General features: G+C 34.9%; 17 protein-coding genes and 1 pseudogene. 13 read left to right on the forward strand and 5 right to left on the reverse strand.

What is annotated here, in order from left to right; genetic code table 11:
* Positions 1-402: 402 nt before the first annotated feature.
* The 3 genes and pseudogenes from thrS to ACQV2R_RS07485 all read left to right on the forward strand — a co-directional run bounded on the left by thrS (position 403) and on the right by ACQV2R_RS07485 (position 3,301).
* A complete protein-coding gene (gene thrS, locus ACQV2R_RS07475) occupies positions 403-2,343 on the forward strand; it encodes a threonine--tRNA ligase (protein WP_428873626.1) in 1,941 nt (646 codons plus the stop codon).
* A 152-nt stretch (positions 2,344-2,495) separates the two neighbouring features.
* Complete coding sequence (locus ACQV2R_RS07480) at positions 2,496-2,744, forward strand: FtsX-like permease family protein (protein ID WP_428873627.1); 249 nt, start codon at positions 2,496-2,498, stop codon at positions 2,742-2,744.
* Between the two features lie 21 nt (positions 2,745-2,765).
* Positions 2,766-3,301 (forward strand): annotated as a pseudogene (locus ACQV2R_RS07485) (ABC transporter ATP-binding protein).
* A gap of 18 nt (positions 3,302-3,319) precedes the next feature.
* Here the strand turns inward: ACQV2R_RS07485 and ACQV2R_RS07490 are convergent.
* The 3 genes from ACQV2R_RS07490 to ACQV2R_RS07500 all read right to left on the reverse strand — a co-directional run bounded on the left by ACQV2R_RS07490 (position 3,320) and on the right by ACQV2R_RS07500 (position 5,357).
* Positions 3,320-4,558: a D-alanyl-D-alanine carboxypeptidase family protein gene (locus tag ACQV2R_RS07490; RefSeq protein WP_428874549.1), complete on the reverse strand. Its 1,239-nt coding sequence runs from the start codon at positions 4,556-4,558 to the stop codon at positions 3,320-3,322.
* 235 nt (positions 4,559-4,793) lie between these two features.
* Positions 4,794-4,961, reverse strand: a complete 168-nt coding sequence (locus ACQV2R_RS07495) for a hypothetical protein (protein WP_428874550.1) — start codon at positions 4,959-4,961, stop codon at positions 4,794-4,796.
* Between the two features lie 237 nt (positions 4,962-5,198).
* Positions 5,199-5,357 (reverse strand): serine hydrolase, encoded by a 159-nt coding sequence (locus tag ACQV2R_RS07500; RefSeq protein ID WP_428874555.1) that lies wholly within the window; start codon positions 5,355-5,357, stop codon positions 5,199-5,201.
* A gap of 600 nt (positions 5,358-5,957) precedes the next feature.
* On the opposite strand from ACQV2R_RS07500, the gene ACQV2R_RS07505 reads away from it, so the two are divergent.
* The gene (locus ACQV2R_RS07505; protein ID WP_428874552.1) at positions 5,958-7,136 is read left to right on the forward strand and encodes an O-antigen ligase family protein; all 1,179 of its coding nucleotides are present in this window, start codon (positions 5,958-5,960) and stop codon (positions 7,134-7,136) included.
* Positions 7,137-7,217: 81 nt separating this feature from the next.
* On the opposite strand, the gene ACQV2R_RS07510 is transcribed toward ACQV2R_RS07505, so the two are convergent.
* Positions 7,218-8,486 carry a serine hydrolase gene (locus ACQV2R_RS07510; protein ID WP_428892037.1) on the reverse strand — a complete coding sequence of 423 codons (1,269 nt, stop codon included), beginning with the start codon at positions 8,484-8,486 and terminating at the stop codon, positions 7,218-7,220.
* Positions 8,487-8,897: 411 nt separating this feature from the next.
* Between ACQV2R_RS07510 and infC the strand changes: the two genes are divergently transcribed.
* From infC to ACQV2R_RS07530, 4 genes are all read left to right on the forward strand, one after another.
* Positions 8,898-9,398 carry a translation initiation factor IF-3 gene (infC, locus tag ACQV2R_RS07515; RefSeq protein WP_258436502.1) on the forward strand — a complete coding sequence of 167 codons (501 nt, stop codon included), beginning with the start codon at positions 8,898-8,900 and terminating at the stop codon, positions 9,396-9,398.
* Between the two features lie 34 nt (positions 9,399-9,432).
* Positions 9,433-9,630 (forward strand): 50S ribosomal protein L35, encoded by a 198-nt coding sequence (gene rpmI / locus ACQV2R_RS07520; protein ID WP_258436501.1) that lies wholly within the window; start codon positions 9,433-9,435, stop codon positions 9,628-9,630.
* A 21-nt stretch (positions 9,631-9,651) separates the two neighbouring features.
* The gene (rplT, locus tag ACQV2R_RS07525; protein ID WP_428874468.1) at positions 9,652-10,008 is read left to right on the forward strand and encodes a 50S ribosomal protein L20; all 357 of its coding nucleotides are present in this window, start codon (positions 9,652-9,654) and stop codon (positions 10,006-10,008) included.
* A gap of 2,065 nt (positions 10,009-12,073) precedes the next feature.
* Positions 12,074-18,283 carry a Spy0128 family protein gene (locus ACQV2R_RS07530; RefSeq protein WP_428892039.1) on the forward strand — a complete coding sequence of 2,070 codons (6,210 nt, stop codon included), beginning with the start codon at positions 12,074-12,076 and terminating at the stop codon, positions 18,281-18,283.
* 293 nt (positions 18,284-18,576) lie between these two features.
* Here the strand turns inward: ACQV2R_RS07530 and ACQV2R_RS07535 are convergent, their stop codons facing one another.
* Entirely contained in the window at positions 18,577-19,239 is a 663-nt protein-coding gene (locus ACQV2R_RS07535; RefSeq protein ID WP_428874466.1) for a DsbA family protein, read from the reverse strand.
* A gap of 256 nt (positions 19,240-19,495) precedes the next feature.
* Between ACQV2R_RS07535 and ACQV2R_RS07540 the strand changes: the two genes are divergently transcribed.
* From ACQV2R_RS07540 to ACQV2R_RS07560, 5 genes are all read left to right on the forward strand, one after another.
* Positions 19,496-20,140: a GTP pyrophosphokinase gene (locus ACQV2R_RS07540; RefSeq protein WP_428874465.1), complete on the forward strand. Its 645-nt coding sequence runs from the start codon at positions 19,496-19,498 to the stop codon at positions 20,138-20,140.
* A 21-nt stretch (positions 20,141-20,161) separates the two neighbouring features.
* Positions 20,162-20,977, forward strand: a complete 816-nt coding sequence (locus ACQV2R_RS07545; RefSeq protein ID WP_428874464.1) for an NAD kinase — start codon at positions 20,162-20,164, stop codon at positions 20,975-20,977.
* Between the two features lie 28 nt (positions 20,978-21,005).
* Positions 21,006-21,899, forward strand: a complete 894-nt coding sequence (locus ACQV2R_RS07550; RefSeq protein WP_428892041.1) for an RluA family pseudouridine synthase — start codon at positions 21,006-21,008, stop codon at positions 21,897-21,899.
* A gap of 13 nt (positions 21,900-21,912) precedes the next feature.
* Positions 21,913-23,280, forward strand: coding sequence for a magnesium transporter (mgtE, locus tag ACQV2R_RS07555; RefSeq protein ID WP_428892043.1), 1,368 nt, complete (start codon positions 21,913-21,915; stop codon positions 23,278-23,280).
* 200 nt (positions 23,281-23,480) lie between these two features.
* The gene (locus ACQV2R_RS07560) at positions 23,481-24,551 is read left to right on the forward strand and encodes a M42 family metallopeptidase (RefSeq protein WP_428874840.1); all 1,071 of its coding nucleotides are present in this window, start codon (positions 23,481-23,483) and stop codon (positions 24,549-24,551) included.
* Positions 24,552-24,667: the final 116 nt, after the last annotated feature.

The following is a 24,667-nucleotide window of genomic DNA, read 5'->3' on the forward strand; positions in this document are numbered from 1 at the left end:
ATAGTGGGACATTTTGATTTGTGTTCTCTTGAGACATTATCATTTACGTTTAACAGAGTAATGCAATTATGAAACTAATTCTTGCATTTTTTTAAGATTGATGGTTTAATGAATTTAACTCAAGATAAGAAATTAATGAGAAGTCACGAAGTTTAATTCCCTCATTTCAAGAGAGAGGTCGTTTGCTGGAAGACCTTAATGATAATTAGCTTTACCCCTTCTTGAATGCTCGACCCAAGCATGAGTGGTAAGTCGAGACGTCGGAGGCGTTAACTCTATGAGATTATCTTATAAAAGATAATGAACTTGGGTGGAACCACGTCGAATACACGTCCCATTGGTTAGTAATAGCCAATGGGACGTTTTGTTTTAAGTTTCAGTAGTACGGAGGAGGAATCTTATATGTCAACAATTCATTTAACATTACCAGATGGTGCTGTAAGAGAATATCAATCAGGCATCACACCCATGCAAGTAGCAGAATCTATCTCTCGTTCTTTAGCTAAAGCAACCTTAGCAGGTAAATTTGAAGGAGAGATTATTGACCATAATCGACCAATTGAAAAGGATGGGTCAATTGAGATTATCACTAATAAAAGTGACGAAGCTTTACAAATTATGCGTCACTCAACCGCTCACTTAATGGCTCATGCTATGACTCGTTTGTATCCAGGTATTCACTTTGGTGTAGGACCTGCCATTGATTCAGGATTCTATTATGATACTGACAAACCAGATCCAATTACCGAAGAAGAATTGCCAAAAATTGAAAAGGAAATGAAAAAAATTATTTCAGCTAATTATCCAATTGAACGGCGAGTAGTATCGCGTCAAGAGGCTTTAGAGATTTTTAAGGATGATCCTTACAAGCAAGAGTTAATCAATGATTTACCTGAAGACGAAATTATCACCGTCTATACGCAAGAAGATTTTACTGATTTATGTCGTGGAATTCATGTGCCTTCAACTGGTAAGATTAAGACTTTTAAACTCTTGTCACTCGCTGGAGCTTATTGGCGTGGCAATTCTGATAATAAGATGATGCAAAGGGTTTATGGAACAGCATTCTTTAAACAAGAAGATCTAGATGAATTCTTAAGATTACGTGAAGAGGCCAAGGAGCGCGACCACCGTAAATTAGGTAAAGAATTGAACATATTCATGATTAGTCCGGAAGCGGGATCAGGTTTACCTTTCTGGCTACCTAATGGAGCAACTATCCGTCGTACCATCGAACGCTATATTACTGATAAGGAAATTTCATTGGGTTATCAACATGTTTACACTCCAATCATGGCCAAGACGGATCTTTATAAGACCTCGGGACACTGGGATCATTATCAAGATGATATGTTCCCGCCTATGGATATGGGTGACGGTGAGATGCTTGTTCTAAGACCGATGAACTGTCCACACCATATGATGATTTATAAAGATGATATTCATTCCTATCGTGAACTACCTATTCGAATTGCAGAATTAGGGATGATGCATCGTTATGAAAAATCGGGTGCTTTATCAGGCTTGCAGCGTGTTCGTGAAATGACACTTAATGATGCGCATATTTTCGTTCGTCCTGACCAAATTAAAGAGGAATTTAAGCGTGTGTTACAGTTGATTTCTGAGGTATATGAGGACTTTGGCATTACAGATTATCGTTATCGTTTATCATACCGTGATCCTGAGGATACTAAGAAATACTTTGATGATGATGAGATGTGGGAAAAAGCCCAAGCTATGCTTAAAGAAGCTATGGATGAATTAGAATTGGATTACTTTGAAGCGGAAGGGGAAGCAGCTTTCTATGGGCCTAAGTTAGATGTTCAATTCAAAACAGCTATTGGCTTAGAAGAAACCATGTCCACAGTACAATTAGACTTCCTACTTCCAGAACGCTTTGACCTAACTTATGTAGGTGAGGATGGTCAAAATGACCATCGTCCGGTTGTTATCCACCGTGGTGTAGTTTCAACTATGGAACGATTCGTTGCCTACTTAATTGAAGAGTACAAGGGATCCTTCCCTACTTGGTTAGCTCCAGTTCAAGTTGTTCTTTTACCAGTTAATCTCGCAGCCCATGGTGAAAAAGTAGAAGAAATCTATCATGCTTTGAGAAATGTTGGTGTTCGCGTTGAAATGGACTTGCGTAATGAAAAACTTGGCTATAAGATTCGTTCAGCTCAAACTTCTAAAGTTCCTTACCAATTAGTAATTGGGGACAAAGAAGTTGAATCTGGTAATGTGAATGTTCGTCGTTACGGTCAAGAAAATTCAGAATCAGTTTCGGTTGAAGATTTCATTGCAATGATTTTAGCGGATATTAATAATAAATCGAAAAAATAAAAAATTATAATTCTAAACACTTATCGCCCAAATTGTCTTTATTAACTACTTAAAGGCAAATTTGAGACTAAGTGTTTTTTTAATTCACAAAAATTATTTTCTAATAAGGCGGCAGTTATTAGCAATGATCATAGCAGTCTTGTATAGGTGTCATGAAGGCACAGGGTATTTCAAGCTTCGTTATCGGTAGCTCAGTCGTCTACCAAACTTTACTAATGGCGGTTATAGGAGCCACGCTCGGTTTGATATTTACTCTTTTAACAGCCCTTTATTTACCAGCAAAAGTACCTTTTGCTTTTTCATGGGAATTAATTGGAATTACAATGATCTTAATGATTGTCTTTGCGGTTTTAGGTGGATTGCTTTCAGTTAGACAAATTGTACGCATTGATCCAAGTTAAGCGATATCTTAGGAGATAAACGTGAAAGCCAAAGAAATTAAAAATATTGAAAAAAGTTTTAAAGATGGTGACAAAACAATTCAAGCTTTGAAACAGACTAATTTTGTGATTGAACCAGGCGAATTTGTGGCCATAATTGGCCCAGCTGGTTCTGGTAAAAGTACTTTATTATCGATTATTGGAGGGCTCCAAAGTCCTTCAAAAGGTCAAGTCTACTTAAAAGAAGAAGATTTTTCCGCTTTAAGTGATAAAGAACGTACTAAACGCCGCTTTGATAAAATAGGTTTAATTTTACAAGCCTCGAATCTTATTCCTTTTTAAAAGTTAAAGATCAATTCCGCTTAGCTGATGAACCGACGGCTAGTTTAGATAGTGAACGTGCTTTCGAGGTAGTGGATCTCTTAGCAAAAATGACTAAGGAAATAGCATAAGCAACAATTATGGTGACGCATGACACGCGGCTAATATCTAAATGTGACCGATTTTTTAAAATGATAGATGGAAAATTAGAAGAAGCCGATAGCAATGAATATTTAAAAAGCAGATTTCCTTTTTAAAGGAGATCTGCTTTTTAATCATCTAAAATTGTCAAATATTCTTTTAATAAAGTTAGTTATTGGATTATCTCTTCGATTTTCTAAAGTGTTTTTTTCTTGTTCGGTTTGAGACTCATTATCTTCTTCACCATCTATGGAAGTTTCATTAAGCTCTTCTTCAACTTTGGATTGAGTGACTTGATTAAGGGGTAAGTTTTCATTTTGATATAAATCAGGATGTTCAGCTAAAGCATCAAGAATCAAGGTTAATTGATCATAAGAAGAAGAATAACTTCCATCTTCTTGGATAAAGTTCCCCATGGATAAGGCAATAATTTCACGCCCATTTTCCTTGCCTGTCGCTACAAAACTATCTCCTGCACCATCTGTGAGACCGGATTTAAGGCCATTAATTCCTTCTCTTCCTAATGATTGACCAGGTAAAAGAGGGTTAGGGGTATTAAAAACTTGGCTAAAGTCGCCATCTTCCTGGAAAACATAAGTTTTAGCAGAAGAAATATTTAAAATTTCTGGAAATTCTTTAATGACATTTTGAGTCATCAAAGCTAGGTCCTGAGCAGACATTGCGTTTTCATTACTAGCTAGAGACCCAGCCATACGCCAATCTTCAGGTATAAATTCATTAGGGACACCAGAAGTTGTGTATAAATCGAAATCTACAAAGCCCCAATTATTAAGTTGGTCGATCATCGCTTGAACAGCTGCAGTTTCTGAACCATAGATTTCTCGCATCAGTAAAGAGGCTGCATCATTCCCTGAACGCATAATTAAAGCATGAAGTAAATCATCTACAGTATATTTTTGACCAGCTATTAAAGGGGTGCTAGTTAACTCAGGGTTATCAGAGAGTGCTTGAGTTAGATCACTGGGAGCTTCAATTTCACTTGTAATTTTTATTTTCCCATCTTCAATTGCTTTATAAGTAAGATAGGCTGTAAGAATTTTAGTTGTAGAAGCAATTGGATAGGGGATATTACTTCCTCTTTGAGCTAAAATTCGATTTGTTTCAACATCTACCACAATGAAGGATCTTGAACTAATTGAACTATCAAAAAAGCTGGTTAGCTCCTCTGGGTAATCATCTGGCATGACGACCGTCTTGTATTCTTTGGCCTTATTAATATCTCTAGACAGATCAGGTAATTTAGATAAATTTTCAACTTGGGCTGAAATAGCTTGATTGAATAAATTGCTAAAAAGCATGACTAAAACAAGTTTTTTAAAAAATTTTTGCCAATTTATTGAATGTATAGGCATAGGCTGTCCTCCTTAAAATGGGTGTGACTAACGTTAAAACTAGTCAATAAACTATTCTTTATTATAGCGAAATCTCAATTTAAGTCCAATTGAGATATGAAATTTAAAAAATCAAAGAAGCATCAAATTTCGTTCACAGTTATGAAAAGCGCAATTTTAAATGTTGATTGTTAAAAATGAAAGAGATTACAACATAGTAATTTTTGATGAAATAGTTTTATTTATTGGGAGAAATTTAATAGAGAGACCATTCATTGATAATAAGGTTAAGTTTTCCCATAAATTGATCCACTGTCCCAATTTCTCTTTTCATTAGAACCAGAGCATAGATAGGGTGTCCATTTTCAAAATAAATAGCTGTACCGTGATAGGCATAATCCAGTTGTCCATATTTAGCAGCCATACCACCTTTGATATAAAACTTAAAGTGTTGATCTTTTTCAGAAATGGATATGTATCTAACTAGAGGTAAATATTCTTTATCTTGGGCAATTTGTTTTAGTTAAACTAATAAAGTATTAGGAGTAGCATAGTTATATTGATCATAAAGACTTTCTGTCTTTTGACTAGCCCCTGATTTTTCAACCAAATCACGTTTAAAGTCTCCAAAATTGTTTTGATAATAATTAATCAGAATGTTTCAAGCGATGTTATTTGAATACACTAATAAATTTTCAATCAGCTCTTCTAATTGGTATTCAGACTGAATGGGACTATGGGTATTTTTTTCTGCACCTGATTCAAAATCAACATTGCTGGCAGGCAATTGACTTTTCCAGTTAAGTTTTCCCTCTTCAATTAATTAGATGTAAAGAACAGCCGTTCCAACTTTATTGCTAGAAGGAGCATATTGGCCGATAATTTCGTTTAAAAAGTGAGATTCTTTAGTGAAAAAATTATAGTAGGAAATGCCTAGACGAGAAGATGGGGAATTATAGTCATTTATTAAATCATTCACTAAATCAGTAACTGAACGATAGGAATCATAATTTCTTGAATAGGATGTAACTTGATGTTCTTCAATCCGATTTTTTCATCCATGCTGGTTTCTTGAGTCTCAATAGTTGTACTTAGTCTTTCTGACGCAGTTGTAATAGATTCTTCGCTATCAGAAGGAGAATGAGAGTCCTGCTGACAGTCAACTAGAAATATCATAAAAAAGCTAATAAAAAGTTTTTTATCGACATGAGCATTTCCTAAGATAATGTAAGAAATACGGTGTCAACCACATAAACATTGAACTTATTTCTAAATAACGAGTCCATTTAAGCTTTGAGATGAACTGTATTTGGTTAATAATAACTACTTTATGAATAATCTTCAAGATAAAATCTGTTTTTACTTAATGAATATATATAGCATCTTTTGCTATAATAATAAATATTAGTCATGGAGGTGGATGGTAGTGAATTTGAAATCTTTGACTCAAAGTGAAAATCTTGAAGGTAATTTATTCTTATTGGTGTCAGTTTCAGTCTTATTACCTTTTTATGTTGGTAGCGCTGTTATTTTTTTAACAACCTTATATCTTCTATTTCAACACCGTCGAGACTTGAGACAGATAATGCGCAAACAGAGTTGGTTATTTATCTTTTTGATATATAGTTTAATCATATCAATCTACTTTAGGAATTATATCGGAGTTGCCGTCACATTTGTTCTTTTTTTACTTTTTTTACTATTTAATTTTTATTTTCAAATAATTACTCCTCAGCTTTTTTTAAAACAGATAAAAATTTTCACATGGGGGTCTATCCCGTTAGCTTTGCTAGCGTTTGTAAGATATACTTACTATGTTTTTATGAATGGTTACGATTTATTTTATATTTTTAAGTATCATAATCCGCAAATTCGTGCAGAAGCAACGTTTTTTAATCCTAATTATTATGGACTATATATTGCCATGGTTTTAGTAATGGCTATTTATTTAATGGCAAAAACAAAGCGACCACTTGATCGTTGGTTATCGATGATAGTCATCTTCTTAAATTTAATTAGTTTATTTTTAACTGCTTCGAGATGGTCTATTCCTACTTGTATTGTAGGGATTGTCCTTATGGTATTTTTCTTAAAGCCTAAAATAGCATGGGGGATTGGTTTTGCTTTAGCAGGAGGTTTTTTAACTTTGTTTATAAAACCTGAATTATTACCTAGGTTTACTACTTTGGCGCATGCTTTTGATGACCGTTTTGCAATTTGGTATACTGGATGGCAAATATTTATAACAAGCCCCTTAATCGGAAGAGGGCCTATGGCTTATGTTACCTTTTATTATTTGTTTGCAGATCAAGGAAAAATGCATGCCCACCAGTTATTGATTGATACACTAGCTAATTACGGTATTGTAGGTCTAATGGTTTTAACAATGGCTTTTAGTCATTACTTTAGGAATGTAGTTGAACGAGTCTTCCAACCTAAAATTAGACTAGAATTAGGTCTCATTGTGTCAATATTAGTAATCGTTCTTTTTCACGGTATGATGGATGTGGGAATTTTTTGGATACAAACAGGCTATATCTTACTAAGTATTCTAGTGGTCCCTTTTTGTGTTCTCGAACAATTGGAAAATGAAGTTTAAAAGTATGTTGATCAAATAATTTTGAATACAAAATTCACCCACGCAACTTTTGTTGAAGAAGTTGCGTGGGTGATGTGATTATTATTGAGTCTGTTGGTAATGGTACCATTCATTTACGCGTAAATTTAAATCCCCCATAAAATTATCGAGTGTACCCAGATCGTTGGTCATTAGCACTAGACTATATATAGGCTTTCCATCTTCGAAGTATATACCTGTATCGTGATAACCATTACCATACTGACCATATTTAGTAGCCATTCCTTTATCAACGTACAGCTTGAATCGTTGTCCTTTTTGTGCGATTAACATGTAGTTTATAATAGGTTGATAGCTATCATCGAAAGCAATTTTATTAAGATAACCGATTAGCATATTGGGTGTCGCATAGTTCATATTTTGAGTTAAAGCAATCGGTTTATTATTAATGCCTGATAGTTCGATTAAGTCATTGCGATAATCACCATAATTTTCGTAATAATAATCGATTAAAATGTTCCAGGCAGTATTATCTGAATAGACTAGAAGGTTAGAAATCAATTCCTCTAAGCTATAATATGAGCGCAAGGGATTATTGGTGATTCTACCATCACCTTCTTCTAAATCCTTTTCGCTAGCAGGCAGTTGACTATCCCAACTTAGGACACCTGCTTCAATTAGGTCGAGATATAGGACGGAGGTTCCCACTTTGTTGGTAGAAGCTGCATGACGTGCTTCATTTTCGTTTAAGTAATAGGATTCTTCACTTACAAAATTTTGATAAGCAATACCTAGCTTAGAAGAATCAAAGCCATATTCATCAATTAAATCTTCGATAATTTCTTGAACGGAGTCATATTGATCGTAATCTAAGGAAAATGATGAAGCGGCTGGTTGTTGTTCGGTATCATCTTCTTGTGTAGTTTCAATAGTTGTTTTTCCACCACTTGCAGAGGTGGTTTCTTCTTTATCGGTTGTTCCGTCATCTTCAACTATTGGTTTATCTTCTTTAACTGTTTCGGTACTTTCGTTAGGCTCTATGGAAGAAACTTCTAAGTCTTCGTTTGTCTCTTCTTTATCATCGTTTGACTTGTTTTGCTTTTTTATAATTGCTTTTCTTAATTTGTCAGTTTTGGATAAAGTTGTTTCTCTACTCTCTTCTTTAGTAGAAGATATTTGATCATCTTCATCAGCAACTGACTTTTCAAGTGAGGAAGAAGGTTGACTTTGTAATGATTGTGAATCCTCTAATGAAGCTTGATTGTTAGATGAGTCAACTGAAGAGCTTTTCACTTCAGGGGATGAGGTATTTTGGCAAGCTGTTAACAGCCCTATCATAATCGTTCCTATTATAAATTTTTTTAAGTCCATTAAAAAACTCCTAATATTTAGATTTCTGCAGTATTATATCATCAATTATGATTAATAGCTAAAGGAAATTTGCGCTCTAAGAATTTGAGGGCTAGACGCTAAGACATAAGCATGCCCATTTAGAAGCACCTTGTGTAACATATGTTTGACAACTCTAGACACTCTAGAATGCTCTAAGAATTTTAACTTGATTTATCAAATGAAGTGTGATACACTGTATAAGTTGAGAAAACAAGTAGAAACAAACCGTTTCTCGCCGGACATTAGAAGATGTAGGGCAAATCATTTATGGAGCAGAAAATTCTGTTTTTGTAAATTGATAGAGACGGCACGTATACAAACGGGCTGTTTTTTGTTTTTATTTGTCACTCATAAAAATTATGGAGGTGGACTCATATCGCTAAAGAAGCATTGATTAATGGGCAAATTCGCGCTAAGGAATTGCGCGTCATCGGTGATAATGGAGAACAAATTGGAGTTAAATCGCTACAAGACGCTTTAACGATTGCTGAATCTTTTGATTTGGACCTCGTGCTCGTTTCACCGCAAGCTAATCCGCCAGTTGCACGGATTATGGATTACGGTAAATATCGCTACGAGTTACAGAAAAAAGAAAAAGAACAACGTAAGAATACAAAAGTAGTCAGTGTTAAAGAAGTACGTCTCAGTCCTTCAATTGATGACCATGATTACCAGACGAAATTACGTCAAGCAATCAAGTTCTTGGAAAAAGGCGATAAAGTGAAAGCAAGTATCCGGTTTAGAGGACGGTCAATTACCCATAAGGATTTAGGTTTAGATGTTTTGGAAGACTTTATTGAAGATACAAAAGAAGTTTCGACCGTGGAGTCAAAACCTAAAATGGAAGGCCGTAGTATGTTTACCATACTCGCACCCTCGTCAGAATCATAATACGATTAATAAGTAGGAATATAGGAGGATTATTATGCCAAAACAAAAAACTCACCGCGGTTTAGCAAAACGCGTTAAGAAAACAGGTACAGGTAAATTGAAACGTTCACGTGCATTTACTTCCCACCGTTTCCACGGTAAAACTAAAAAGCAACGTCGTCAACTACGTAAATCAGCTTTAGTTTCTGCTTCAGATATGAAACGTATTAAGCAACAAATTTCAGCTTTATAGGAATAAAGGAGGAAGAAAATCATGGCACGCGTAAAAGGTGGATATGTTACACGTCAACGTCGTAAACGTACATTAAAATTAGCTAAAGGTTATTACGGAGCAAAGTCAAAATTATTTAAGACAGCTAAGCAGCAAGTTATGAAGTCATACATGTATGCTTTTCGTGACCGTCGTCAAACCAAACGTAATTTCCGTCGTTTGTGGATTACACGTATTAATGCAGCAGCTCGTCAAAATGATATGAGTTACTCTGTATTAATGAATGGTTTGAAAAAAGCCGGAATCGAAATTAACCGTAAAATGTTAGCAGATATTGCTATCAATGATGCAGCAGCATTTACTGCTTTGGTTGAGGAAGCCAAAAAAGCATTAGTTTAAAAAATAGACTCTATATCAAATAGGGCTGATGATAAATTAAGGAGACTAAGCAGTTAATATCTGTTTGGTCTCTTTTTCTTTTTCTTCGGATACAAATTGTCTCGCGTTAAAAGATTTTATCTTTAAAATGACAATAGTTTCGGGAGTCATGGACATTGCGCTTAAGCACTTTAAATTTATTGATCACCCCTTAGTTAGTTCAGGATGGTTGAAGGTAATCTCAAGAAAGTTGTTGGGATTCCGAAGGTTCTTCTTAACCTAGATGATAGCCGGGAGGTTGAATTGTCACGGAGTAAGACCTTAAATGCTTTGTGACTAAATTTTTCTAAGGGATAGTGTAGCTTTTGTATCATTTGATAGGTGCTTTTAAACACTTGCTTCTGATTTTATAGGTCATTGTCCCTATTGTCGGTATTGTTCAAAAACAGTCCCCCAATATCTTTTGATTTATTGTAGAGCGCCTGTCTCTATGATGTACTTGATTTATCCAATGAATGTGCAACCGATTTAATTCAGGATTAAGGGATTGAACAACGATATGAAACCGTTCAATAATAATCAAAGTATTAGGGCTCAATTGGCAAGTTAAGGCAATGTAGGCTGTGTATCAGTCAATGAAAATAGTTTTTACCTTATTTTATTCATGATGACTATAACGGTAAAAGTACTTTTTTAGATATTTTAAGTGACATCTTCTACAACATCTATGACTTGATGGGGAATGACATTGCACTAGCAAAGCTTACAGCCCCCTTCACTGTTGGAATTGACTTAAACTTATCAAACAAATCTTTTAAGGGAGGGTAGGTGGCCGTTTATGAGAAACGGAAGCGAAGGCAATTATGACATGATGCACTTATAGATAGATATGTTTGATAAGCAATCATCTTTTTTGAGGGCGTGTGAATTGTTAAACACGCTATTTTTGTTTGGTAGCACTAGAGATGAAACAATGTATCTACAAGGGCTTATTCTGAGCAGGAAAGTGTGGTGATCAAAGCTTGTTTGTTCAGACAAAAACAGACCTTTCCTAAGCCTTATAAGGAGCTAATAATAGGTAAATAGTTAGCCTTTTAATGACAGTCTTTTCCTTATGATAGTAGGAGCAAGGATGAAAAGGGTGAACAGGAGAACTTAAGGCGCAAGAAATATAGTGATTATTTTTGACTTGTGCGACTCAATTATGAGAGAAATTAATGTTTGGGTCTTTAGTATTGAGGACTGTTCTATCTTATTAGTCATGTACAGACTTCTTTCTATATAGTAGAACATGCTTTTAATACATTAAATGTCTGTGTTTTTGTGAATGATCCCTATAATTTATAGAATCATAATATGTTGAAGCCAAAGTCAAGGGAATCTTGATTTTGGTTTTTTGTTTTATATGGAAGTAAACATTTTGAAACATAATTAAATTTAAAAAGAATAGTTTCTTGATACTAATAGAAAAGTTATTTTTCTTTTACGTTCAATTAGTTAAAAGTTAATTAGTAGGAAATTTTCAATCTGAAATTTAACCATAACACTACTACAATTCACAATATTGTGGTAATATGGGATAAAGTCCATGTAATTGTGTAGATTATGAAAGTCCATATAAAGCCCCTTTTACGGCGCGATGTTTTTGCTATAAAACATACCTAGTAGATTTTTATAGAGGCTAAGAACATCTTACATTGAATAATGAAGAGTTTAAAGCATTATTAAATAATCGATAAAGGGGAATGTCTCTAAAACATTTAATAACCATGTTTAAAAAAAGTAATGAATAATTGACAAAAACAATTTATTCAAGCTGATGGTTACAGGTGATTCGAAAGGTGTCAGAGTCAAAGGATATATATGACAATGGCTCAGTTCGATAAGAAAGCGTATTAAATTTGATCAACAAGAGACTGTTAAAACATTGCAGTGTAATTCACACAGGATTATGGGCTTGACTTAATATTATGGGTATAAAGACACTAATGTGAGAGATTTTATGAATTAGAAAGGAGTTATATGAAGAAATTATCAGCAAGGATAAAGTGAGCTTGAGCAAAAGTTAATAAGGAGGCGAATTGTAATGAATAAAAAAATAATGGTTAATTTAGTGTTGACAATGATGCTTGTGTTGAATATCGTTTTCTCACCACAAACGATGTACGCAGTTTCGCAGGTGTTTGATACAGATTCTACTACCATGGTAAAGAATGAAAAAATTGTCGATGGCCAAGTGCTCGAAACTAGGACTAAGAATAAAGCTGGCGAACAAAAAGATGTGGATAATAACATTTTAAAGGATGAATCCCTTCTGGAAGAGATAGGAGATGATAATCTAAACGAAGAGACACAAGTGGATAATTCAAACAACTCAGAAGATGATGCAGAACATCTTCCTCAAAAGAAAACAGAAATCTCAATGGATAAAGCGTCAGAAGGCATCAACAATATTGATCCTCCAATAGATGAAGCGGCTGTAGAGAATGAAATGGTTCCTGAAAACGCTACTTTTAGTGTCCTTCAAGGCAACTGGGTGAAAAATGTTGTTATGACTGTCACCACAACAGACAATAACACATTCATTTTACCTGATGGGGAATCGATAACTTTTACTCCATCAGAATTAAATGCTTTAATACTTGATTATACTCTAGTTAGTCCTCCTAATACGGTAATAAATGCTGGGGACACTTATACTATTGTTTTGCCAGAAATTTTTGAAGGAAGTTCCGCAGCTGTTTCACTTCTGGTGGAAGGTACAGAAGTGGGTACTTATACTGTAACTAATGGGGAAGTTGCCATTCTTTTTAATGATAAGGCTAAGGAATTTGATGATTTAAATATAAACATAAAGATTTCTGGACAGTTCGATACAACACAATTGATTGAAGAAGAAGTTATTGAGGTTGTCATTCCATACGGTGAAGGAGGGTTTTTTACAACAACTATCATTGCTGAGGAAATACCTTATGACGGGGAAGATAAAAAAATAGCAGGACAACCCTATATTATTGATGAAAACGGAGAAAAAGTATATAAAGATGTAACTGGACAACCAGTGACAAACCCTACACATATAGATTGGACCGTTCGATTAAATGATAGTATGGCCACCGTTTCAGAGGCTACATATACCGATTATTTTGGTGATGATTTAGAGCTTTTACCAGAAAGTATCTTAGTTGAAAAGCTCATTCGTAATTACGAAAACCAAGTGATAGGCCAAGAAGAAGTAGTGGTTGCACCGTTAATAAGTGATTCGCGCTTTGAAATTGACTTAGGGTCAATTGAAGATGCCTATGATATTAGCTATACGACATTAATTAATCGACCGAATGGGGGAGGAGCTAAAACTATCAGTAATACTGGATTAATTTTCCTAGATGGTTCAGAAACTCCTGTTTCTGATAGTTTTGAGGGAACGTGGTATGAAGATCTACCGACTATTACTAAACAAGGTTCAATCTCAGAGCAAGATCCCTCGATAATTGATTGGGAAGTTACTTATAATTATGGCCAGGAAGATCTTGGGACAGTAATTTTAGAAGATTTAATAAGTGGAGTGGACTCTCAAACGAAGAATATTACAGAAAAAATTAAACTTTTAAAAGATACGATTAAAGTGCGTAAGGTTGTTCCTGATAGTAACGGCAATGTTTTAAACCCAGAAGATTTCACACCAGTTAGTGGAAGCTTTCCTTTAGAACTTAATGCTCAAGGACAAGCCTATTATATTACTTTTTCGACAGAAGTAGAATTGGGTGTTCAGGGGACAGTCACTAATATTATCTCTGATAATCTAGATCCACAAAATAGTGCAACCGACTCGGTTGTTATAAATACTATTCCAACTTTTGGTAAAGCTGGGGAGCAATTGGTAGATGATGAAGGTAAGCCATATATTGAATGGAAAATTACCCTTAATTCGCAAAGAATCAATATGGGTAGCATGACAATTCGAGATGTGTTTGATCAAAGTTTATTAGACTTTAATGTTGCAGATTTATCTTCATATGAATTATACCAAGATGAGATAACAACAGAAAAGTTAATTGATAATAGTAATTACTACATTCGTAATTATACACATAGCGATAATCGAGAAGGATTTGCTCTGACTGTCCAGAATGCAGGACCTCATAAGTATATATTTGTTTATCGAACATATTACACGACAGCAGGACTGCAAGAACCTAATATAGCTAATAATGCTGAACTCGTTTACTTATTCGGTGAGGAAAGTGGACCAGGAATTTCTTTTGATGTTAACTTAGCAGGTCCTAAAGCAGGAATAAAAAAAGTTGGTTCTTATGTAACTAGCGAAGATAAAACTGAGCAATTTATTGAATGGAAGATTACTTTTAATGAAAGTAATATTAATCTTACTAAACCAATAATTGAAGATAGTTTTAGTAGTGGCAATTATAAGTATGTAAATGATTCTTTTGAATTAACTTCTACAAATGAAGGTGCTTTGGCTTTTGATCCTACTGCATTAATAATGAATCCAAGTCAAGGATTTACCTATCAATTTGGTACTGATACCAATGCTACTTATACTATTAAATATCTTACAACCGTAGATGACGCCAATAACCTCGACCAAATAAATAAAGTTACTTTAGATTGGCAAGGTGGTAAGGAAGAAGCAACAGCTAATGTTTATAAACGTCAAGCAGGTATTAATAAGAAAGCTAACATTGTGATTGATGCTGAAGGTAATAAACACATTAATTGGATTATTAATTTCAATACAAAAAAAGCCGTTTTAGCTAATGTAGTAATCACTGATCAATATTCTCCGTCAACAGCAGACATGTCTAATATTCTTCTATATAGAGACGGAGAGGAAGTTGATCCTAGCCAATACCAGGTCATTGAAGAAAGTCAAGGATCATTTGAACTTATATTAGGAGACATTGATGCAGTTCCGTATACGCTCACATATACAACTAGTCTTTCGTCAGGAGAAGAAGTAAATCTTATTCAAAACAAAGCGTTATTAACTTATACAAACGGGAGTGAGCTAGCCTTTATAAAAGTTCCGAGCCCTGCTTTATCGGTTAACAAAGAAGCAGTGAGCCTAGACAAGACTCCAGATAATCCTGTTATCTCATGGGAAATAACTGCGAATGCGAACACATCAAATCTCATTAACTTAGTAGATCCTGTTTTAACAGACACAATACCAGGCGATCAAGCTTTAATTCAAGATAGCATTAAAGTTTATGATCAAAGTGGCACCCTTATTACCGACAATCTTAATGTGACAATTAACACTGATTCCAATAGTTTCGTCATTCAACTACCAAACGGATCTTATCAATACAAAGTACAATATGACACGGAAATTTTGCAATTCCCATCATTCCATGAAAGTGTTTTGGACAGATATACTAATTCAACTACTTTATCAATGATATACGAAAAAGAAGATGTTGTCGCTAGTGTATCAGATACAGCCTACTTGGATTATTTTGCAAATAACAACAGTGGATTGGTTGCTAAAACAGGGACACAGAACCAATTAACCGAAAACATTGATTGGACAGTTACTGTGAATGAGGAAGGTCTGACAATCAAGAATCCAATAATAGAAGATCAACTTTCGGATAAACATAGTTATCTAACTGATTCATTTAAAGTTAGAGATAGCGCAAATAATCTTTTGAATATTAATGAAGACTATTCAATTTCTTTCGCTGAAGATGACAGAAGTTTCAAGTTGACTTTAAACGATACAATAACGCAAGCTATTACAATTTCTTACTCCACACGATTAAATGATAATTTAATTGGTACTTATCAGGTTACTAATACCATTACATTAAAGGGCGGAGAAGAGAGAAAAATTATTAAAGAAACAGTTACTGAAACAACTGCTCAACAGTATCAATTTGGTGGAGGCGGAACAGGGAGAAAACTTGATTTTAAAATTCTCAAAAAGGCTAAAAGTGGAAAAGCTATACGAGATGTTGGATTTAAGATTGAAAACATAGACATTCATGGAAATGTCGATACGGTAGTATCGGAAGTATTTACAAGCGAGGAAGGTATTTATATTTCAGATAAATTGAGAGCTGGAAAATATATTCTCACTGAGACATCAACTCCTGAAGGTTTTAAAACACTTGCATCATCAATTTATTTTACAATTAACTATTCGGTTGATAATCCACAGTCTTACGAATTACAATTACTTAATTCAAATGGAGAAGTTGCCGAGATACCTAATGTATCAACCAATGGTAATGTAATAACAATCATCAATGAACCCAAAGAGGTTAAGACTCCATTAAAAGCAAAGAAGATTTTAAGAGGTCTAAATTTAGCTGACGGACAGTTTCATTTTGAATTACTAAATGAGGATGGAGAGATTATTTCTCGAGCTAAGAACGATGTTAATGGTAATATAGTGTTTGAAGCGCTTACTTTTGACACAGTAGGTGATTACCAATATATGATACGTGAAAAAATAGATCAACAGGCAGGGGTAACTTATGATACAAATCAATATAATGTATTAATATCAGTCACCTACGATGAACAAGGGCACTTAGCAACTAATATCCAATACGAAACAGATGATCTACCTACCTTTAAAAACTCTTATACGCCTAAAGTTGGAAAACTATCATTATTGGCTGAAAAAAAATTAGAGGGTCTTTCTCTAGAAAAAGACCAGTTTAATTTCCAAGTATTTAATGAAAATGAAGAAGTTGTTGCAACAGGTACGAATGATAGCAATGGAAAAGTTGTTTTCAGTGAATTAACCTTTGATAAAATTGGAGTATATAAGTATAAAATTGGTGAAAAGAAAGATAACCAGCTAGGTATTGCGTATGATCAAACAACCTATGATGTGATCGTTAAGGTAACCGATGACGAGAAGGGTCAATTACAATTGGTTGTAGAATATCCTAACAATAAGGTTCCTGTCTTTACCAATGTATATACTACTCAACCAGGAAAAGCTTCATTAATTGCTAAAAAAGAATTAACAGGTCTTGATTTAATAGCTGGTCAATTCAATTTTGAAGTCCTAAATTCTGATGGTGAAATTATTTCGACAGCATCGAATGATATAGATGGGAAAGTAGCATTTACTGATATATCTTACGAAAATGTTGGAGAATATAATTACACTATTCGTGAAACCCAGGATGATCAAGCAGGTATCACTTATGATGATTCAACATATGATGTTACAATTATAGTAACTGATAATGGAGCAGGACGACTTGTTCATGAAACAGTTTATCCTGATCAAGCTATCCCTGTCTTTAAAAATAGTTACACAGCAGCAAAGGGTGTACTTTCATTAGTCGCAGAGAAAAAATTAGAAGGATTAGACTTAGTAGCGGGTCAATTTAACTTTGAAGTTGTGGATACCAACAATGCAGTCGTAGCAACAGGTACGAATGATAGCAATGGGAAAGTAGTCTTTAGTGAATTATCATTTGATACGGTAGGCGAGTATACGTATACCTTACGTGAAGTGTCAGACAATCAAGCAGGAATTACCTACGATGATTCAGTGCATGAAGTAGTAGTTACAGTAACCGATGATGAAAAAGGTCAGTTACAGATGGATGTAGCCTATCCAAACCAAACAGTTCCTGTCTTTAAAAATAGTTACACAGCAGCAAAGGGTGTACTTTCATTAGTCGCAGAGAAAAAATTAGAAGGATTAGACTTAGTAGCGGGTCAATTTAACTTTGAAGTTGTGGATACCAACAATGCAGTCGTAGCAACAGGTACGAATGATAGCAATGGGAAAGTAGTCTTTAGTGAATTATCATTTGATACGGTAGGCGAGTATACGTATACCTTACGTGAAGTGTCAGACAATCAAGCAGGAATTACCTACGATGATTCAGTGCATGAAGTAATAGTTACCGTAACCGATGATGGGACAGGTTTATTAAGGTTAAGTGTCACCTATCAAAATGATGCAATAGCTGTTTTCAAAAATATTTATACTGAAATTTCAGAAAACCCTAAAGATCCTGAAAAACCTCAGGAACCAGAAAACCCTAAAGATCCTGAAAAACCTCAGGAACCAGAAAACCCTAAAGATCCTGAAAAACCTCAGGAATCAGAAAATCCTAAAGACCCAGAAAAACCAGAAAAACCGAAAAACCCGGATAACCCTAAAAATCAAGAAAACACTAAGGATACTTTACCTATAACCGGTGAAGAAACTACTTATTCATTATTAGCTCTGACAGTTTTGATTATTGGTTTGATGATTTATCTTTTGGGTAAAAAAGGTTTAAGTAAGAAATTTTAGGAATAGATACCCTTAAGACATTTGTAGATTATAATTTACCGAACAAATGAACGTTATGGAATCACTTTTAAGGTAAGTAAAACAGACGAATCGCTTGATTCGTCTGTTTTATTCTTATAAAAGGGTGAATTTTTATGAAAAATAGCCTCCCAAAAGGTCTACTCTGTGAGACTTGAGAGGAAAATTTTATGAGGGAAATAATTGTTGATAGTTAAGTATTATAATAAAAGTCATTCAAAAAACTATTGAAAGAAATAAGCGGTCAATCTCTGAAACGAAAGCCTCTCGACCTCTTATTTCAATAAATTAAAATGGGTAGAACATTTAACAGAGTGATCTAAATGTTGTGAATGTAATAAATCTAGATGATCAATAACGGATTCATAAGTAACATTATCCTCGAGCAAAATCCCTTCATCTTCACGGGTAGAATCAAATATCACAAGACTAGGGGTTGAATGAACACCCATGGCTTTAGCAATTTTAAGGTCATTAAAATATAATTCTCGTGTGAAATCGGAATAGAAATCCTCATAGAACAAATCTGAATCTAAACCATTGCTTGCAGCAAGGTCCATAATTAAGTTTTCGTTCAAAAGAGATAGATCGTGATAAATTTTTTGTTGTAAATCTTTTAAAAAGCATCTGCCTTTACGTTTGCCTTGAAAGTGTGCAGCTTTTACGGCTAAAGCAGCTTTATAAAGTTTACAGTAGAGGTCATTACGGACTGCTAAACTAGGTTGAATAATGCCTAAACGCTGCATAAAGTCATTTAAAATCTCTTCATTATGTATACAAAGAATATTAATGTCAATCTTTGAAGAAATTAATTTACTAGCCTTATTAATCTCTTGCTCGGAATAGTAGCATTTTCGCCCTAAAGGATTGACAAACAAATAAAAGTCAAAATACTTTGCCTGACCATTAAAGTGATAATCAATCATATAATTTTCCACACTATTCCTCCTTCGTATTACTTTTTCTTAGTATAAGCTTATCATAAACATAGTGTAATCTATAATAATACGCCTAGAGTGAAAAACCTCACAAATAAATAGTATGCCGTAAAATGATAGATATTTCAACTAATGAACAGTTATATACGAAAACCCTTTGACTTATGGTAAAATATTTTCTGGATGATATTAATCAATTAGACTGATATGGGTTGAATATTTTGAAAACTTGTAGAGGGCTAGAAAGGGGGAAATCATGGAAAATAAATATGTATATGAAGAACCTTTTGTCGACAATTGGGCATTGTTCTTAGCCCCTTATGGTCAGGCTGTTGAAGAATTGAAGCTAAAATTAAAAAGTATTCGCCAAGAATATATTGATTTGGATAGACACGCACCGATCGAATTCGTTACCGGACGAGTAAAATCACCTGAAAGTATTATGGAAAAAATGGCTGTTAGACAAATCAAAGCCAAAGATTTCCTTTGTGGTGTTCAGGACATAGCTGGGGTTCGAGTGATGTGCCAGTTTGTTGAGGATATCTATGAAGTAGCAGATTTACTATTAAGACGGTCTGATTTTAAAGTCATTATGATTAGGGACTATATTAAAAATCATAAGCCGAGTGGGTATCGTTCTTATCATATGATCTTAGAGTATCCGGTGGAAAGAATTGAAGGAAACATTTCGGTTATTGTGGAAGTACAAATTAGAACTTTAGCGATGAATTTTTGGGCAACCATCGAACATTCGTTAAATTATAAGTATGATGGCAAGTATCCTGTTGAAATATTAGAAAGACTTCAACGAGCTTCTGAGGCTGCCTTTCTACTTGATGAAGAAATGAGTCAGATTCGTGAAGAGATTCATGAAGCAACCAAACTGTTTGACTCGCGTTAAGAGCAAGAGTAAGGAGAAACTATGAAAAAGATTGGATTAGTATATAATAAAAAAGCTTTATCAGTTGCCTATGCTCAACGACTTAAAACTAAACTCCATCACTATCAATTAAAAGAGCTCTCTAACGGGGAAACTCCTGACTATGTAATATCAATTGGTGGAGATGGCACACTTTTATCAGCCTTTCACCAGTACCAGGCATTTATCAATCATACTCAATTTATAGGGATTCATACGGGACATTTAGGGTTTTATACGGACTGGTTAGGCGAACAGATGGATCAAGTTTTACAGAGTATTGTTGAAAATGACGCTGAATCCATTTCATATCCCTTACTATCGGTAGCTATTACTCTCGGTAATGGAAAAAAGAGACATGTTCTAGCCCTCAATGAATGCAGTATTCGTTCGCATCGTAAAACAATGGTGTGTGATGTGGAAATAAAAGACCAATTCTTTGAAACATTTCGTGGGGATGGATTGTGTATTGCGACACCAACCGGGTCTACGGGGTTAAACAAATCTTTAGGTGGAGCGGTAATGCATCCACGAATTGAAGCAATACAGATGACAGAGATGGCTTCGGTTAATAATCGTGTTTATCGATCCTTGGCCTCGCCTATTATTTTACCGGCTGATGAATGGCTCACTTTAAAACCAGATCCATCCAATGAATGGATGGATATCACGACTGACCATCTATTTTGGGCGGACCAGACAATTGATACGGTGCGCTTGCAATTGGCTAAGGAGAGAATTCATTTCGCTAGCTTTAAGCATATGCATTATTGGAATCGTGTAGAATCCTCTTTTATCGCTAATCAAGTGAGAAAATAAGTTTAATCAATAAAAGGTGAGGTTTATAATGGAGTTGAAGTGGTTTTATGATCAATCGGAAGAAATAACGATTAAAGAATTTTTAAGACAACAACAGTTACCAAAGGCCTTTTTAAGAAAGGTTAAGCTTGAAGGTCAACTGTTATTGAACCATTTAAAAGTACCTGTTCGTTTTAAAATCCGTAAAGGAGACTGTCTTCATTTATTAGCTCCCATCGAGCGAGGGCATGAAACAGTTCCACCTTCAGATGACCCAATTGAAATCGTCTATGAAGATGATGATCTACTTATTTTAAATAAACAAGTGGGAGTAGTTTCAATTCCTTCTTTAGCAAATCCTTCGAGTTCAATTGCTAATCGAGTGAGAGGTTACTACCAAAAGCAAGGCTACTCGGATCAAGTAATCCATATAGTAACAAGGTTAGATCGTGATACATCAGGCTTAATGTTAATTGCTAAGCATCGATTAGCTCATGCATTGATGGATCGTCAAGTAAGAGCAGGTCAAGTGGTTAAATATTACCATGCTCTAAGCAGTCGCAGTCAATGGTCAGACCATGGTATAATTGAAGCACCTATTGCACGTACGGAGTCTTCAATTATAACCCGGCGTGTTCATGAAAGTGGAAAATATGCCAAGACCGAATATTGGTGTCAGCAAACTTATCCTAATGGAGCGCACTTAAGAATAAGGCTTCATACAGGACGAACACATCAAATTCGGGTACACTTAATGCATATGGGAGGTCCTTTAATTGGCGATGATTTATATGGAGGTCCTTTGACCGAAACGATCAGACGTCAAGCGCTTCACTGTGGCCAATTGGAGTTTAACCACCCCATGACTCAACAGCCCTTACATTTTGAGATGAATCTACCAGAAGATATGCAAGATTGGATTCAAGCCGAGCAAGTTAACTAAGAGAGGAATAGCAATGGAAGTATTTGAAAGAAGTTTTGAAGAAAGCGTCGCTAGTTTCAAAGCTATGCTGCAAAACAACCGTATGACACGCTTTCGTACTGAGTTTTTAGCGTTACATAATTATGATCAAGCCAAAATTTTTACTGAGTTTGTCAGTTCTGAGCGAAAAACAGTCTATCAATATCTTGCTCCCAGTGAACTCGCTGATGTCTTTGATGCCTTTGAATCAGATATTCTTCACTTGAGTGAAGAGTATTTCCTAGAGATGGAAAATGCCTATGCAGCTATTGTTTTAGGTGAAATGTACGCGGATAATGCGGTGGATATTTTAAATAATATTGATAATAAAGAAAAAGTAAATACTTACATGCATTTAATGCCTAATAAGTCTGCCCGTGAAATATCTCGTTTGATAAACTATATTGACGAAACAGCAGGATCCATCATGACGACTGAGTTTGTAACTGTCAAGGAAGAATATACAGTTAAACAAGCCTATGAACACTTAAAAACGGCAGCCGCTCAAGCAGAAACTATCTATTATGTGTATGTGATTGATGAAGATAGACGACTAAAGGGTGTTTTATCTTTAAGAGATCTCATTGTTCATGATGATCAAACCTTAATCTCAGAAATCCTTAATCCTCGTTTAATAACAGTTGAAGTAAATGATGATCAAGTAGAGGTAGCAAAAATGGTACAAGATTACGACTTATTGGCCCTACCAGTTGTAGGCTTTGATCGTGAATTACTTGGTATTATAACGGTAGATGATGTTTTAGACGTTATTCAAGAAGAAGCAGACAGTGACTACTCAGGTTTGGCTGCGGTTGATGTTAATGAAATTCATACTACTCCATTTAAGGCCTCTAAAAGTCGCTTGCCTTGGTTAGTTACACTGCTATTTATGGGGATGGGGACAGCCACTCTAATTTCTCAGTTTGAAGGTTTGATATCCTCAGTGCCTGTTTTATCTAGCTTTGTTACATTAATAACCGGTACAGCAGGTAACGCTGGAACTCAATCTTTAGCGGTTGCTGTTCGCAAGCTTACTAATAAATCAGAAGATGATAAATTTTTTGATTCCTTTAGTTTTGAATTACTAACAGGAGTAGTCACAGGATTGGTAGTTGGGTTAACCATAGCCCTAGTGGCAGGCTTTTGGAAAGGAAATCTCTTTTTGGGTATGATCATAGGGATTGCTATGGCTTGTGCAATCGTGGTGGCTAATATTGCCGGTGCTTTGATTCCTAAACTCATGATGAAGATAGGCTTTGACCCCGCTGTGGCTAGTGGTCCATTTATCTCAACTTTAAGTGACTTAACTTCAGTCTTCATTTATTTTACAATTGCCCGAGTTTTTTTAACCTATTTACCTTAATGATAAGAAAAGCCTCTAGCTATAGACACCCACTTGTTTTAGAATTTCAATTTTCAAACTTTGGTCCAAGTATAAAAATCTAAAGGATTGTTATTTTTTCATAATTTGCTTTTGAATTTAAGGCTAATTGTTGTATAGTAGAATCAAGTGATTACAATGATTTATCTTTTAAGATGGATCAATATAAAGGAGAGAACAGAATGGTAGAATTGAATTATCAATTATCAGAATCAGATCGTGCACGTTTAGAACGTGTGAAAGAATTAACCGAGATTCCTTCACCAACTGGTTATACTGGTGAAATTGTGTCGCATTTAATGAAAAAATTTGACCAGGATAAAGTGGAGTATACTAAGACACCAAAAGGAGGTTTACTAGTAACTTTAGAAGGAAAAAATAAAGAACGTCAGCGTTTTATTACAGCTCACGTGGATACTTTAGGAGCGATGGTTCGTGCGGTAAAAGCTGATGGTCGTTTGAAATTAGATCTAATCGGTGGGTTTGTTTACAATTCGCTAGAAGGAGTATATTGCAAAATCCATTCTGCAAAAACAGGTAAAACTTTTGATGGAACGATTTTAATGCATCAGACTTCTGTTCACGTTTACCGTAACGCAGGGTCATTAGAACGCAATCAAGACAATATGGAAGTTCGTTTAGACCACCCTGTTTTTAACCCAGAAGATGTAGCAGAATTAGGTATCGAAGTAGGAGATTTTATTTCTTTCCATCCACGTGCAGAAATTACTGACTCCGGTTATTTAAAATCACGCCACTTAGATGATAAAGTGAGTGTTTCCCTTTTATTAGAAGCTATTGAAGCAATTAAAGCTGGAGAACTTAAATTAGCACATACTACTCATTTCTATATTTCTAATAACGAAGAAATTGGCTACGGTGGAAACTCTAACATTGCTCCAGAAGTTGAAGAATATATTGCTGTCGATATGGGAGCATTAGGAGATGATCAAACTTCAGATGAGTATACAGTGTCTATCTGTGCTAAAGATGCTTCTGGCCCTTATCATGTTGGCTTACGTAATCAATTAGTTGGATTATGTGATGAAAATAAGATTCCTTATAAAGTAGATATCTATCCATACTATGGTTCAGATGCTTCTGCAGCTATGCGTGCCGGAGCAGATGTACGTCACGGATTGTTTGGTGCTGGAATTGATGCTAGTCATGCCTTTGAAAGAACACACATCACCTCAGTAATTGCCACATATGACTTAATTCATAAATACTTAGAAGCAGAGATGGTAGATTAATCGTTTTTAGGTAATAGACCTAGTCATTTCTTATAGATGAGAAATGACAGGTCTTTTTTTGTTGACGAATTGTCCAATCAAATGCAACACCGATAGTAAGAAACTAAAAAGTTCTT

This window comes from Facklamia sp. P12937 (genome assembly GCF_050409505.1).
In the GTDB taxonomy this organism is placed as follows: domain Bacteria; phylum Bacillota; class Bacilli; order Lactobacillales; family Aerococcaceae; genus Facklamia.